This window comes from Nocardia puris, from assembly GCF_036051655.1.
Taxonomy (GTDB): domain Bacteria; phylum Actinomycetota; class Actinomycetes; order Mycobacteriales; family Mycobacteriaceae; genus Nocardia; species Nocardia puris.
Window position 1 is genome coordinate 1,260,047 of record NZ_CP107943.1, and the last position, 13,376, is coordinate 1,273,422.

The window sequence follows — 13,376 nt, forward strand, 5'->3', positions numbered from 1 at the left end:
GTCCTCTCGAAATCGTGCGACCCGCCTCCAGGCCGATTACCCGAGGCAAGAATACCCCGAATTCGGAAATTTCCAAGACGAGATCCAAGTTACCTCAGCGAGTGACCGGACGCACAATTGGGAACAGTATCGTTTCGCGGATTCCCAAACCCGTCAGCGCCATCAACAACCGGTCGATTCCCATGCCGGTTCCCGTCGTCGGCGGCATGCCGTGCTCCATCGCGGCGAGGAAGTCCTCGTCCAGGACCATTGCCTCGTCGTCGCCCTGCGCGGCCAGCCTGGCCTGGTCGACGAACCGCTCGCGCTGGATCACCGGATCCACCAACTCCGAATAGCCCGTGGCCAACTCGAAGCCGCGAACATACAGGTCCCACTTCTCCGTGACGCCGGGTTTGCTGCGATGCTGCCGCGTCAGCGGGGAGGTCTCGACCGGGAAGTCGCGCACGAAAGTCGGTGCGTAGAGCTTGTCTCCGTATGCGTGCTCCCAGAGTTCTTCGACCAGCTTGCCGTGACCATAGCCCTTGCCTTCGGGAATTTCCAGTCCAGTGCGATCGGCGAGCGCACGCAATTCCGCGACAGACGTTTCCGGGGTGACCTCGACGCCGAGCGCATCCGACAACGAGGGGTACATCTCGACGGTCGCCCACTCGCCGCCGAGATCGTATTCGGTGCCGTCGGCGAGCGTCACGACCTGCGTGCCGAAGGCCTCCTGCGCCACTTCCTGCACCAATTCCCGGATCATCTTCGCCGAGTCGTCGTAGGTGCCGTAGGCCTCGTAGGTTTCCAGCATTGCGAACTCGGGCGAATGCGTGGAGTCGGCGCCTTCGTTGCGGAAGTTCCGGTTGATCTCGAAGACCTTCTCGATACCGCCGACCACGCAGCGCTTCAGGAACAACTCCGGCGCGATGCGCAGGTAGAGGTCCATATCGAGGGCGTTGGAATGGGTGACGAACGGCCGGGCCGCGGCGCCGCCGTGCAGCGTCTGCAGCATCGGCGTCTCCACCTCGAGGAAGCCGCGGCGCTCCAGCGCGTTGCGCAGCGCGCGCACCACCCGCACGCGGTTGCGGGCCATTTCCCTGGCCTCGGGCCGCACGATCAGATCGACATAGCGCTGGCGGACCCGCGACTCCTCGCTGAGCTCTTTGTGCGCCACCGGCAGCGGGCGCAGCGCCTTGGCCGCCATCGACCAGGAATCGGCCATCACGCTCAATTCCCCGGTGCGCGAGGAGATGACCTCACCGTGCACGAAGACGAAGTCGCCCAGGTCCACATCGGACTTCCACGACGCCAGCGCGTCGGCGCCCACACCGTTCAGGCTGATCATGACCTGCAACTTGGTGCCGTCGCCCTCCTGGAGCATGGCGAAGCACAGTTTGCCGGTATTGCGCAGGAATATGACGCGGCCCGCCACACCCACCTGCTCGCCGGTCGCGGTGTCCGGCGCCAGATCGGGGTGCGCGGCGCGGATCTCGGCCAGGGTGTGGGTGCGCGCGACGACGACGGGGTATGCCTCGGAGCCGGCTTCGAGCAGCCGCTCACGCTTCTCCCGGCGAATCCGCATCTGCTCCGGAACGTCGTCGACTTCCGCGGCGGGGCGTGCTGGGGGCGTGTTCGAGGTGCTCACATCCGCTAACCCTAGCGTGCACCGGAAATCCTTTTGCGAGCCGCCCGCACCCCGCCCCGCGGTAACGAATCCGCATCGATTCCGGAGCCCTTGCCCGGACACGACGCACCGGTCGCGGTTCCGGGCGAACCGCGACCGGTAGTCGAAAGCTATTGGTTTACCGGGTAATTCGAGATGGAAGCGTCGAGGGGATTACAGCGAGGCCAGCGCGGTCACCTCGCGGGCGAAGTGCGGCGCGCCACTGGCGACGGTGAGCAGACCCGCGGCCTTGAGCGCCTGATAGCCGCCGACGAGGTCGGTGGCCCGGTGCAGGCCGAGCAGTTGCAGCGAGGCGGCGGCCAGGCTGGAGGTGTAGCCCTCGGAGCAGACGATGATCCATTCCACGTCGTGATCGGCGGCCAGCGCCAGGCGCGCCGAACTCGACGGGTCGAGGCGCCATTCCAGCACATTCCGCTCGATCACCAGCGCGCCGGGAAGCGTGCCCTCGCGGTCGCGCTGGGCCTGCGGGCGGATGTCGACCAGGATCGCGCCCCGCGCGAGCGCCTGGGGCACCTCGAACGCGTAGATCCGGTCGAGTCGGGCGCGGGCGTCGTCGAGCATCTGATCGATGGTCAAACGGCTCATCAGATATCACCTTCGGGCTGGTCGGTGAGGACGGTTCGGGTGCGCCGCAGGGTGCCGTGGCCGGTGACCTCGTAATACGACATGGCCGTGAGCGGCGGGGAGTAGGCGTGCACGCTGAGCGTCGGCTCGAGCGGGCCGGTGGATTCGACGACGGCGGCGGGGGCGCGTTCCACGTCGTGCACCCAGCCGATGGGGAAGGATGCCTGATCGCCGGCCGACAGGGTGCGATTGCGCAATTCCCTGCCGTTCCAACGGTATTCGGACAGCGCGCCGCTGAGCACGGTGAGCGCGCCCAGCGATCCGGCGTGGTCGTGCAGTTCGGTGGATTTACCCGGCGTCCAGCTGATCAGCCAGACGTCGACCTCGTCGTCGGTGAGCAGCCGGGTGGCCCAGCGCTCGTCGACGGGCCAGCTGCCGCCGGTGGGCAGAAGGTGGTCGTACCGGCCGGCCAGCACGTCCTCGGCGCCCTCGTCGGTCAGCCGGAGCAGATCGGCGGGACGCAGGCGGGTGGGCAAGGTGGGCGCTACGGCGCGGTCCAGCGGCGGGGTGGCCGACAGGGTGGTGCGCGCGGAATCGAGGGAAATGACAGAAGAACGCATCAGCGCATCTCCAGGAGTTCGTGACGGTCGAGGGCCTAGGGGCGGCCTCGATCGGTCGAGGCCTAGTCAGCCTCGACAACACTCCCGGGTACGCACGCGCAATGTCACGCGGCCGAGTGTATCAGCGCGCTTTCCGGATGCGGAAGCCCGGCGCCCACGTGACCCTCGCCCCATTTTCCGCGGCCCTACGCCCGCTTGCGCGCGAGATTGCGCTCGTAGACCAGCCGCAGGCCGGTCAGCGTGAGGTGCGGCTCGTGGTGTTCGACGGTCTCGGACTCCGGCACGATCAGCGGCGCGCTGATGCCGGTGGCCACCACCGCGACGTCGTCGCCGGCGAATGCGTCGAACTCGTCGCGAATGCGGTCGATCACGCCGTCCACCAGACCGGCGAACCCGAATACGGCGCCGGACTGGATGGCCTCCACGGTGTTCTTGCCGAGCACCGAACGCGGGCGCGCCAATTCCACGCGGCGCAGCGCGGCGCGTTCGATCAACGCCTCACCGGAAATGGCCACGCCGGGCGCGATCACGCCGCCGAGGAATTCGCCCTTGGCCGAGACCAGGTCCACGATGGTGGCGGTGCCGAAATCCACCACGATCGCCGCCGAGGAGAAACGCTGATGCGCCGCAAGGGCATTCACGATCCGGTCGGCGCCGATCTCTTTCGGATTGTCCACCAGCAGCGGAATTCCGGTGCGCACACCGGGTTCCACCACCACGTGCGGCACGTGCGCCCAATACTTGGCCAGCATGGCGCGCAATTCGCGCAGCACCGGCGGCACCGTGGACAGCGCCGCGACGCCCACCACGGTGTCCAGTTCCGAGCCGACCAATCCGCGCACGTGCATGGCGAACTCGTCGGCGGTCATCAGCGGATTGGTGTGCATCCGCCAGTGCCGGGCCAGCCGCGCGTGCGAGCCGCTGCCCGCGAACAGGCCGAGCTCGATGCTGGTGGTACGGACGTCGATGGTCAGCAGCATTGCTCCCCGATCCGTGCCCGCGCTAGGCGAAGGTCAGCGAGCGCGGGGAGGTGAGCCCCGATCCCTCGGGGGCGTGCGCCGGATCGGAGCCCAGTTCGACGGGGCGGTTGCGCTCGTCGACGAAGACCACCTTGGGGTCGTACTCGGCGATCTCCCGCTCGTTCATCATCCCGTAGGCGATGAGGATCACCAGGTCACCGGGGTGCACCAGGTGCGCGGCGGCGCCGTTGATGCCGATGACGCCGGAGCCGCGCTCCCCCGCGATCACGTAGGTCTCCAGGCGGGCGCCGTTGTCGATGTCGACGATGCAGACCTGTTCGCCCTCGAGCAGGTCGGCGGCGTCCAGCAGATCCTGGTCGACGGTCACCGAGCCGACGTAGTGCAGGTCGGCGTGGGTCACGGTGGCGCGGTGGATCTTGGACTTCATCATGGTGCGCAACATCTTCGTCGCCTTTCTCAGGAAGCGTGAGGGTTCGGGGCGGGCTCGGACACCGCCGGTTCCGGCTGGACCGCGAGGTTCGGGTGACCGTCGATCGGCGCGCCCAGGGTGATCGCGGCGTTGTCGATGAGCCGGGTGGCGCCGACCTTGGCCGCCACCAGCAGCCGGGCGTTGCCGGATTCGGGCGCGGGGCCCAGGGTCGAGGAGCGCAGCTCCAGGTAGTCGAGGTCGAGGCCGGGCGCGGTGTCGAGCACCGCGCGGGCGGCGGCCAGCACGCTCGGGCCGCCGAGGCCGCCCGCGTGCCTGCCCGCGGCCAGCGCCGCCGAGAGAGTCAGCGCCGTTTCCCGTTGCGCCGCATCGAGATAGCGGTTGCGGGAGGAGAGGGCGAGCCCGTCGGCCTCGCGTACGGTCGGGATCGGGACGATCTTCAGGTCGAAGTTCAGATCGCGCACCATCTCCCGGATCAGCGTGAGCTGCTGGTAGTCCTTCTCGCCGAAGAACGCCTCGCTCGGGCGGGTGATCTGGAACAGCTTGGCCACCACCGTCAGCATGCCCGCGAAATGCGTGGGGCGGCTGGCGCCTTCGAGTTCGGCGCCGAGCGGGCCGGGGTGCACGGTGGTGCGCGGGCCGTCGGGGTACATGTCCGACACGCTGGGCGCGAACACCAGGTCCACGCCCTCGGCGCGCAGCAGCGCCACGTCGGCGTCGAGGGTGCGCGGGTACTTGTCCAGATCCTCGTTCGCGCCGAATTGCAGCGGGTTGACGAAGATCGAGACGATCACGACCTGATTGGTGCGCTTGGCGCGGCGCACGATCTCCAGGTGGCCCTCGTGCAGCGCGCCCATGGTGGGCACCAAGCCGATGGTGCGCCCGACCGAACGCAACGCCTTCGCCACGGAGGCGACGACGGCGGGATCGTGGTGCACGGTGAGTTCGCCGGGTCGATACGCTCGTTTATCCATTTCGGCGCTCCCGGTGCCCTGCGTGGTTACGCACGATGCCTCCTCCGGGCCCGTCGCTCGCGCCGGGCAGCAGCTTCGGATCCATCTACCGGCGTCCTTCCAGGAGCTCGATCAGGGCGGGGTTGGTGTCGGCGCGCTCGGCCGAGCGCAGCGACATGGCCCGGTAGCCCGCCGCGATGCGCGGGTCCACCGCCTCCAGCGCGGCCAGGTGCGCGGCGACGGCGTCGGCGTCACCGCGCGCGACCGGGCCGGTCAACGCGGATTGCCCGCGGCGCAGCGCGTTGTCCAAGGCGGCCGAGGCGAGCGGGGCGAGCAGGCGCTCGGCCAGTCCGCCCGGCTGGTCGTCGACGGTCTGCTGGCCGAGCAGGCCCGGACCGGAGAGCGCTTCGCGCAGCGCCTCGACCGCGTCCAGGATCAAGGTCACCAGATGGTTGCTGCCGTGCGCGAGCGCCGCGTGATATAGCGCACGATCGCCCTCGGACACCCGGACCGGCTCGCCGCCCATCTCGATGACCAGCGATTGCGCGATGGCGTAACCCACCTCGTCGGCGGCGGTGACGCCGAAGCAGGCGTTGCCCAGCCTGCTCACGTCCTCGTCGTGACCGGTGAACGTCATCGCCGGATGGATGGCCAGCGGCAGCGCGCCCTGCTCGGCCAGCGGCGCGAGCACGCCCACACCGTTCGCGCCGGACGTGTGCGCCACGAGGGTGCCCGGACGCACCACCTTCGCCCCGGCCAGGCCGCGCACCAGCCCGGCCAGCTCGGTGTCGGGCACGGCGAGCAGCAGCAGCTCGCTGCGCGTCGCGATCTCCTCCACGGGGAGGATCCGCGATTCGGGCAGCCTGGTCCGCGCCCGGTGCTTGGAGGCGTCGGAAATGGCGGCGACGCCGAACACCACGTGTCCGGCGCGTTCGAGTGCGACGCCGAGTGCCGAACCCACGCGTCCCGCCGAGACGATTCCCACCGTCAGGCGTGCGGGCGCGGGGTCGAAACCCGAAGCCGCGTCGTCGGAAGTCACACTTCTCGAGGTCAACGTTGTCCTCTCGATGTCGTTCCAGTCCCGCGCTGCGGGTACCGGACGTTACGAGGAGAGGATATCGGCCGGGCGTTTCCCCATGCCATGGGGCCGCGACGTGAGATATCGAACAGTGGGCGCGTGCGGCTGCGGGCGGCGGTGGGTGCGGGCGGCGGTGGGTGCGGACAGCCGCGAGGTGCGAGCGCCCGGATATCGGCCGGACGTGCGGCTGCGGCTCGTCAACCTGCTCGACCCGCGCGCATCGTGCGACGAGTCCTGCCGGCCTATCCGTCCCCGCCGCGCTCCGATTGCAGGTTCGCCATGATCTCGGCGACCGACAGGCGGCGCCCGGTGTCGCCGTTCTCCTCATCCGCCACCCGCCTGCGGCGGCGCGTGCTCGAGGTGCCGATCACCGGGGCGGGCGTTTCCGGAATCGACGGGCGCGCCGGCTCCTCGGGCGGCGGCAGGCGGCGCGGGACCGACTGTGCCTCGGGCCGGGCCGGGGTCGGCGGGCCGAACGGGCCCTCGGCGTCGGCAGCGCCGAACGCGGCGGCCGCTTCCGGCGTGCCGAACGGCTCGGCCGAATCGGGCGAACCGAGCGAGGCGCTCCGCCCGGCGTCCTCGGCGTCGGGCTCGGGGCCGAACCAGCCGCTGGGCGGGAGCGGCGGGCCGATGGACACGTCGGTGTCCGGGTCGTCCGGGGCGTACGGATGCGCGGCGGTCTCGCCGGGATCGGTGAAGGCGTCGGCCCACCCGGCGGGGGTCGAGATCGGCCCGGTGTCGTACTCGTCGTCCACCGTGACGACGGAGGTCTCGGCGGTGACCGGCTCGTCGTACGGGGTCGCGAAGGCGGGCGGGGCCGGGTGATCGGGCGAGAAGATGGGCGTCATCATGTCCGGACGGCCGTTGGCATTCGGCGAGCTACCGTTCGCCGGGCTCCCGTGCGCGCGCGGCAGTTCCTGCACCCGCGTGGCGTCGGCGCGCAGCGCGGGGCGATCCATCGGCAGATCGCCGTCGAACAGGCGCTGCAAACTCTCGCGCAGGACGGTCAGTTCGGCGCGCAGCGCGGCCATCTCCGCGGCGTCGGCGCCCACCTCCTCGCGCACCCGCGCCTCGACGCCCATCTCGTACTCGCGCCGAGCCGTGATCTCCCGCTCGAGCTGGAGTTCGTACACCGTCTGGAGATCACGCACCTTGGCGTTGTCGACGGCGGCGTCCTTGCGGTATTTCGTGGCCGCGAGCGCGCCGATCGCGGCCGCCCACAGCGCGGCTACCAGGCCGATCCTGGTGTACTGGAGGTTGTCGCTGAACACCAGGAAAATGCTGGCAACCAGACCGAGCGCCATCAGCGCGCCGACGAACAATTTTCCCGCGTGATCCCGCCGTCGACGGGAAGTGCTGCTACGGGAGGGTGAAACCATGGACGCCAGGGTAGCGGGGATGGGCCCGGGCGCACAGAAGCGGCGACGGTGATTCCACCCAGAATGTTTGCTAAGTAGTAGCCGGATCGTCCGGCGGATCCTCGGGCGCGCGGCAGCAATACTCGAGCCACAGCGCGGCGCCCACCAGCGCCAGCGCCGCGAAGAATCCGACGATCGCCCCGGGCGCGTCGGCCGCGGCGGCCCGCAGGGTGCCGCGCTGCGGGAACACCCAGAACAGGAAGCCGAGCCAGATCCCCGCCGCGATCGACCCCACCTGCAACGACGCCTTGGCCAGCGCCACCGCGCGGGCGGCGGTGATGGGGTGCAGCTGGTGACGGCCGTCGCCGATCTGGCTGTCGTTCACCCGCGACCGGATGACGAACGCCAGCACCACCTCGATCGCCGCCACCGGGTACAGGGACGCGCCCGCGAACACCGAGATGGGCGGGAAATTGCCGTAGGCGATGCGGGTGGCGATCCACGCGACCACCGCGGCGATCAGGAAGTTGATCAGCAGGTCGAGCATCCTGGTCGGCTGCAGCTTCACGCGGGCCTCCCGGCCGGCCCCCGGCGCGCGCGGACACGATCGCCGCGTTCGGGCACCTCGCGCAGCTCGAACTCGGTCCGGTGCACCCCGGCCCGCTCGGCAGGGTCGAGCGCGGCCAGCCAGTCGCGGATCGGGCGGTCGGCGCCGTCGGCGGCAAGGTGTGCGCCGGGGTCCACATCCAGCCACGGGATCAGCACGAAGGCCCGGTTGTGCGCCTGGGGGTGGGGCAGCGTCAGCTCGGGGTCGGCGCTCACCACCGGCGCGCCACGCTCCGCGCAGGTCACGACGTCCACGTCCAATGTCCTTGCCCCCCACCGCACTTCGCGCACGCGATGCGCGGCGCGTTCGAACTCCTGACCGAGGCGCAACCAGCCCCACCCGTCCAGCGCCGGGTCCTCGGCGACGACGACGGCGTTGAGGAAATCGTCCTGATCGACGCCGCCCCACGGCGCGGTCGAGTACACCGGCGACACGGCGACGACGCGCTCACCCAGCCCGGCCACCACCGAGCGCAGCTGCGCGAGCCGGTCCCCCATATTCGAGCCGATCGACAGGACGGCGCGACTCATACTGTCCCCGAACGGGATTCGTTCACGACGCGTCCTCCCTGGCGCGGGTGGTGACCACGCGGACGTCGGCGAAGGTGTGCGGGATCGGGGCCGAGGGCTTGTGCAGCACCACTTCCGCCGCGCGGATCCGGGGATCGGTCATCACGTCGTCGGCGATCTCGGAGACCACCGTCTCGATCAGATCGCGCGGCGGTCCCTGCACGATCCGCACCGCGCGTTCGGCCAGCGCGCCGTAGTCCACGGTGTCGGCGAGGTCGTCGGAGGCGGCGGCCGCGGTGAAGTCCAGCCACACGGTGAGGTCGACGACGAACTCCTGGCCGTCGCGGCGCTCGTGCTCGAACACGCCGTGACGGCCGAACGCGCGCAGGCCGCGCAGCTCGATCCGGTCCGAACTCATCCGGCCACCCGGGTGGCGGCGGCGCGGCGCCACGCGTCGGTGACGGCGATGGCGTCCAGGGAGGCGCGCACATCGTGCACGCGCACACCCCACGCGCCGTGGGTGGCGGCCAGCGCCGAGACCGTCGCCGTGGCGACCTCGCGGCCGTCGGGCGGGCGGGGGCCTTCCTCGTCGGCGAGCAGCGCGCCGAGGAAACGCTTGCGCGACGCGCCGATCAGGATCGGTATGCCGCTCGCGACGAATTCGGGCAGCGCGGCCAGCAGGGCCCAGTTGTGGTCGGCGTTCTTCGCGAAACCGAGGCCGGGATCCAGGATCAGCCGCTCCGGCTCGACGCCCGCCGCCACGGCCAGATCCACCTGCGCGGACAGTTCGGCGCGCACCTCGGCGACCACGTCGTCGTAATGGTCGGCCGGGCCGGTGTGGCGGTAGTCGGCGCCCGCGCGCCAGTGCATCAGGATCCACGGTGCATCCGCCGCCGCGACCACCTTCACCATGGCCGGATCGGCGCGCCCGCCCGACACGTCGTTGATCACCGACGCACCCGCGTCCAGCGCGGCCTCGGCCACGCTCGCGCGCATGGTGTCGACGCTGGCGGGGACGCCCGCCTCCACCAGTCCGCGGATGACCGGCACGACCCGCGCGGCCTCGGTCCTCGGGTCCACGCGCACCGCGCCCGGCCTGGTCGACTCGCCGCCCACGTCGATGATGTCGGCGCCCGCCCGGTACAGCTCCACGCCGTGCGCCACGGCCACCTCGGGGTCCAGGTAGCGCCCGCCGTCGGAGAACGAATCGCTGGTGACGTTCACCACGCCCATCACGACGCACGAGCGGCCACCGCGCGCTCGGACGACGGGGCGAGCGGACACCGCGGCCTCCCTCACTTGCGCAGGATCAGATCGAGCGCCTCGGCCCGCGAGGCGGCGTTGGACTGCAACAGCCCGCGCACCGCCGACGTGGTGGTCGACGCGCCCGGCTTGCGGATGCCGCGCATCGCCATGCACAGGTGCTCGGCCTCCACCACCACGATCGCGCCGCGCGGCTCCAGCTTGCGCATCACCGCGTCGGCGACCTGGCTGGTCAGGCGCTCCTGCACCTGCGGGCGCTTGGCGTACAGGTCGACCAGCCTGGCCAGTTTGGACAGGCCGGTCACCCGGCCGCTGGGGCCGGGGATGTAGCCGACGTGCGCGACGCCGTGGAACGACACCAGGTGATGCTCACAGGTCGAGTACATGGGGATGTCGCGGACGAGCACCAGCTCCTGGTGTCCCTCGTCGAACGTGGTGTCGAGCACCCGATCGGGCTCCACGTACAGTCCGGCGAACACCTCGCGATACGCGCGCGCGACCCGCGAGGGCGTATCGATCAGACCGGGACGGTCCGGGTCCTCACCGACCGCGATGAGCAGTTCCCGCACGGCCGCCTCGGCGCGTGCCTGGTCGAAAGCCCGGCCGGTCCCGAGTGCGACCAGCTCCGGACGGGCGGGCTGCCCGTCGCGCGCTACCTCGGTGAGCGCCGAGCCGACGACGTGATTGTTGGCCGACAAACGAGGACACCTCCAAATCCCGGGCGCCGGCAATCACCCGGCACCCCGACGTCGAGCGTAATCGGCGATCGCTCAGCGCCGACCGTTCGGTCCCTCCCAGTCGCGGTCGTCGTCCTCGCGCGGCGCGGGACGACCCTGCTCCTCGTAGCCACCCTGCTGCGGCCTGCCACCCTGCTGCGGGTCGGCCCACGGCTGGTAACCGGGACGCGGCCGCTCGCTCCAGCCACCGCCGTAGTTCTGCTGCTGCGGCTCCTCGCGCGGCGGCCAGCCGGGGGCCGACCAACCGGCGGGGGCGCCGTAGTCGGGGCGCGAACCGTGCGTGCCCGACGGGCGCGGGTACGCCTGCGTGGGCGCGTGCGGCACCGGGTGCCCACCCGTCGCGGGCTGGGCGTACTGCGGCGGCGCCTGGTATCCGCCCGCGGGCGGATAGCCGTTGGCGGGCACGGCGTCGCGCTGCTGCGCGGGCTCGGGGCGCTTGGTGAGCTCCGGCGGCGGCCACGGCTCGCCGCGCTCGGCGGCCAGCTCGCCCGGGGTCTTCACCGGCGGCTTGTCCGAGGGCACCCGGTCGCCGAAATCGTTGAACGCGGTGATGCGCGGACGCTTGTCCACCGCGGCCAGGATCTGCTCGAGATCCTTGCGGTGCAGGGTCTCGCGTTCCAGCAGCGCGGTGGCCAGCTCGTCGAGCACGTCGCGGTACTCGTTGAGGATGGCCCAGGCCTCGGTGTGCGCGGCCTCGATGAGGTTGCGCACCTCCTCGTCGATCTCGCGGGCCACTTCGTGCGAGTAGTCCGAGCTCATGCCCATGGACCGGCCCAGGAACGGGTCGCCCTGCTCCTGGCCGTAGCGCACCGCGCCCAGGCGCGCGCTCATGCCGTACTCGGTGACCATCGCGCGGGCGATCTTGGTGGCCTGGTCGATATCGGAGGACGCGCCGGTGGTGGGCTCGTGGAACACCAGTTCCTCGGCCGCGCGGCCGCCCATGGCCATGACCAGGCGGGCGATCATCTCCGAGCGGGTCATCAGGCCCTTGTCGTCCTCGGGCACCGTCATAGCGTGGCCGCCGGTGCGGCCGCGGGCCAGGATGGTGACCTTGTAGACCGGCTCGATATCGGGCATCGCCCAGGCCGCCAGCGTGTGGCCGCCCTCGTGGTAGGCGGTGATCTTCTTCTCGTGCTCGCTGATGATGCGGCTCTTGCGGCGCGGGCCGCCGATCACGCGGTCGACGGACTCCTCCAGCGCCTCACCGGTGATGACGGCGCCGTTCTCGCGGGCGGTGAGCAGCGCGGCCTCGTTGATGACGTTGGCCAGATCGGCGCCGGACATGCCGACGGTGCGCTTGGCCAGCCCGTCCAGATCGGCCTCGGGCGCGATCGGCTTGCCCTGCGAGTGCACCCGCAGGATGGCGCGCCGGCCCGCCAGGTCGGGGTTGCCGACGGGGATCTGCCGGTCGAAGCGGCCGGGGCGCAGCAGCGCCGGGTCCAGGATGTCGGGCCGGTTGGTGGCCGCGATCAGGATGATGCCGGTGCGGTCGCCGAAGCCGTCCATCTCGACCAGCAGCTGGTTCAGCGTCTGCTCGCGCTCGTCGTGACCGCCGCCGAGGCCCGCGCCGCGCTGGCGGCCGACCGCGTCGATCTCGTCGACGAAGATGATGCAGGGACTGTTCTGCTTGGCCTGCTCGAACAGATCGCGCACGCGGGAGGCGCCGACGCCGACGAACATCTCGACGAAGTCCGAACCGGAGATGGTGAAGAACGGCACGCCCGCCTCGCCCGCGACCGCGCGCGCCAGCAGGGTCTTGCCGGTGCCGGGCGGGCCGTAGAGCAGCACGCCCTTGGGGATCTTCGCGCCCAGCGCCTGGTAGCGCACCGGGTTCTGCAGGAAGTCCTTGATCTCGTAGAGCTCTTCGACGGCCTCGTCGGCGCCGGCCACATCGGCGAAGGTGGTCTTGGGCATGTCCTTGGACAGCTGCTTGGCCTTGGACTTGCCGAAGCCCATCATGCCGCCGCGGCCACCGCCCTGCATGCGGGCCATCACGAAGATGAACAGGCCGAGCAGGATGATCATCGGCAGCACGAACAGCAGGATCTGGGTGAACCAGCTCTCCTGCTTGACCACGGTGTTATAGGGCGCGCCGGAATCCTGCACGGCCTGGAAGATGCGGCCGGAGGTGTCGCTACCGCCCGGGTACTTCGCCAGGATCTGGGTCTCGCCGCCGGTGGCGTCGTTGCCGTTGTTCAGCTCGATCCGCAGCTGCTGCTCGCGGTCGTCGATCTGGACGTTCTTGACATTGCCCTTGTCGCTCAGCTGGCTCAACGCCACCGAGGTGTCGACGCTCTTCCAGCCGCGTGTGTCATTGCCGAAATAGCTGAACGCATAGATCACGAGCAGGATGCCCGAGACTATGGCCAGGGTGCGGAACACTGTCTTGCGGTTCATAGAGCGTAGGCCGGGCGGCCAGTCCTTTCCGGGTGTCTCCGGTTCTGCCTAGCGAAACGTCGGGCGCGTCGTGTCACATTCCGCCCGCACCGACCCGGGTTCCGGGTGGATCGGATGCGGACATGCCACGTTACCGCGTACGGTCTACTCGATACATCGCGCAGTGCGGCAGTTGGTGCGGTTCGACGGTTGAACGGACGGGGAACGGCGGAGGTTCCCG

General features: G+C 70.4%; 14 protein-coding genes. All 14 read right to left on the reverse strand.

Features of this window, described 5'->3' with window-relative positions; all coding sequences use genetic code 11:
• Positions 1 to 94: 94 nt before the first annotated feature.
• A complete protein-coding gene (gene lysS / locus OHB21_RS05470) occupies positions 95 to 1,561 on the reverse strand; it encodes a lysine--tRNA ligase (RefSeq protein ID WP_067514512.1) in 1,467 nt (488 codons plus the stop codon).
• Positions 1,562 to 1,816: 255 nt separating this feature from the next.
• Positions 1,817 to 2,239 carry a rhodanese-like domain-containing protein gene (locus tag OHB21_RS05475; RefSeq protein WP_067514530.1) on the reverse strand — a complete coding sequence of 141 codons (423 nt, stop codon included), beginning with the start codon at positions 2,237 to 2,239 and terminating at the stop codon, positions 1,817 to 1,819.
• An 8-nt stretch (positions 2,240 to 2,247) separates the two neighbouring features.
• Positions 2,248 to 2,847: a cysteine dioxygenase gene (locus OHB21_RS05480; protein ID WP_195125261.1), complete on the reverse strand. Its 600-nt coding sequence runs from the start codon at positions 2,845 to 2,847 to the stop codon at positions 2,248 to 2,250.
• Between the two features lie 185 nt (positions 2,848 to 3,032).
• Positions 3,033 to 3,827 (reverse strand): type III pantothenate kinase, encoded by a 795-nt coding sequence (locus OHB21_RS05485; protein ID WP_067514510.1) that lies wholly within the window; start codon positions 3,825 to 3,827, stop codon positions 3,033 to 3,035.
• Positions 3,828 to 3,849: 22 nt separating this feature from the next.
• Complete coding sequence (gene panD, locus OHB21_RS05490) at positions 3,850 to 4,269, reverse strand: aspartate 1-decarboxylase (protein WP_067514508.1); 420 nt, start codon at positions 4,267 to 4,269, stop codon at positions 3,850 to 3,852.
• 14 nt (positions 4,270 to 4,283) lie between these two features.
• A complete protein-coding gene (gene panC, locus OHB21_RS05495) occupies positions 4,284 to 5,228 on the reverse strand; it encodes a pantoate--beta-alanine ligase (RefSeq protein ID WP_067514506.1) in 945 nt (314 codons plus the stop codon).
• An 85-nt stretch (positions 5,229 to 5,313) separates the two neighbouring features.
• On the reverse strand, positions 5,314 to 6,246 hold the full coding sequence (locus OHB21_RS05500; RefSeq protein ID WP_113975264.1) for a Rossmann-like and DUF2520 domain-containing protein: 933 nt from the start codon (positions 6,244 to 6,246) through the stop codon (positions 5,314 to 5,316).
• A gap of 281 nt (positions 6,247 to 6,527) precedes the next feature.
• Entirely contained in the window at positions 6,528 to 7,664 is a 1,137-nt protein-coding gene (locus OHB21_RS05505) for a DUF6779 domain-containing protein (RefSeq protein WP_113975263.1), read from the reverse strand.
• A 70-nt stretch (positions 7,665 to 7,734) separates the two neighbouring features.
• On the reverse strand, positions 7,735 to 8,205 hold the full coding sequence (locus OHB21_RS05510) for a DUF3180 domain-containing protein (protein ID WP_228790314.1): 471 nt from the start codon (positions 8,203 to 8,205) through the stop codon (positions 7,735 to 7,737).
• Between the two features lie 2 nt (positions 8,206 to 8,207).
• Positions 8,208 to 8,780, reverse strand: a complete 573-nt coding sequence (gene folK, locus OHB21_RS05515) for a 2-amino-4-hydroxy-6-hydroxymethyldihydropteridine diphosphokinase (protein ID WP_067513302.1) — start codon at positions 8,778 to 8,780, stop codon at positions 8,208 to 8,210.
• Positions 8,781 to 8,802: 22 nt separating this feature from the next.
• Positions 8,803 to 9,177, reverse strand: coding sequence for a dihydroneopterin aldolase (gene folB, locus OHB21_RS05520; RefSeq protein ID WP_067513322.1), 375 nt, complete (start codon positions 9,175 to 9,177; stop codon positions 8,803 to 8,805).
• Positions 9,174 to 9,992, reverse strand: a complete 819-nt coding sequence (gene folP, locus OHB21_RS05525; RefSeq protein WP_195125391.1) for a dihydropteroate synthase — start codon at positions 9,990 to 9,992, stop codon at positions 9,174 to 9,176. Before folP ends, folB begins: the two co-directional genes overlap by 4 nt.
• A gap of 62 nt (positions 9,993 to 10,054) precedes the next feature.
• Complete coding sequence (gene folE, locus OHB21_RS05530) at positions 10,055 to 10,645, reverse strand: GTP cyclohydrolase I FolE (RefSeq protein ID WP_195125390.1); 591 nt, start codon at positions 10,643 to 10,645, stop codon at positions 10,055 to 10,057.
• 147 nt (positions 10,646 to 10,792) lie between these two features.
• Positions 10,793 to 13,156, reverse strand: a complete 2,364-nt coding sequence (gene ftsH, locus OHB21_RS05535; RefSeq protein WP_067513296.1) for an ATP-dependent zinc metalloprotease FtsH — start codon at positions 13,154 to 13,156, stop codon at positions 10,793 to 10,795.
• Positions 13,157 to 13,376 lie beyond the last annotated feature (220 nt).

Bases quoted from the DNA above. Each gene is read 5' to 3' on its own strand.
- folK (WP_067513302.1), bottom strand. From the start codon at position 8,780: ATGAGTCGCGCCGTCCTGTCGATCGGCTCGAATATGGGGGACCGGCTC.
- lysS (WP_067514512.1), bottom strand. From the start codon at position 1,561: ATGCGGATTCGCCGGGAGAAGCGTGAGCGGCTGCTCGAAGCCGGCTCC.
- folB (WP_067513322.1), bottom strand. From the start codon at position 9,177: ATGAGTTCGGACCGGATCGAGCTGCGCGGCCTGCGCGCGTTCGGCCGT.
- panC (WP_067514506.1), bottom strand. From the start codon at position 5,228: ATGGATAAACGAGCGTATCGACCCGGCGAACTCACCGTGCACCACGAT.
- panD (WP_067514508.1), bottom strand. From the start codon at position 4,269: ATGTTGCGCACCATGATGAAGTCCAAGATCCACCGCGCCACCGTGACC.
- ftsH (WP_067513296.1), bottom strand. From the start codon at position 13,156: ATGAACCGCAAGACAGTGTTCCGCACCCTGGCCATAGTCTCGGGCATC.
- OHB21_RS05480 (WP_195125261.1), bottom strand. From the start codon at position 2,847: ATGCGTTCTTCTGTCATTTCCCTCGATTCCGCGCGCACCACCCTGTCG.
- folP (WP_195125391.1), bottom strand. From the start codon at position 9,992: ATGGGCGTGGTGAACGTCACCAGCGATTCGTTCTCCGACGGCGGGCGC.
- OHB21_RS05485 (WP_067514510.1), bottom strand. From the start codon at position 3,827: ATGCTGCTGACCATCGACGTCCGTACCACCAGCATCGAGCTCGGCCTG.
- OHB21_RS05505 (WP_113975263.1), bottom strand. From the start codon at position 7,664: ATGGTTTCACCCTCCCGTAGCAGCACTTCCCGTCGACGGCGGGATCAC.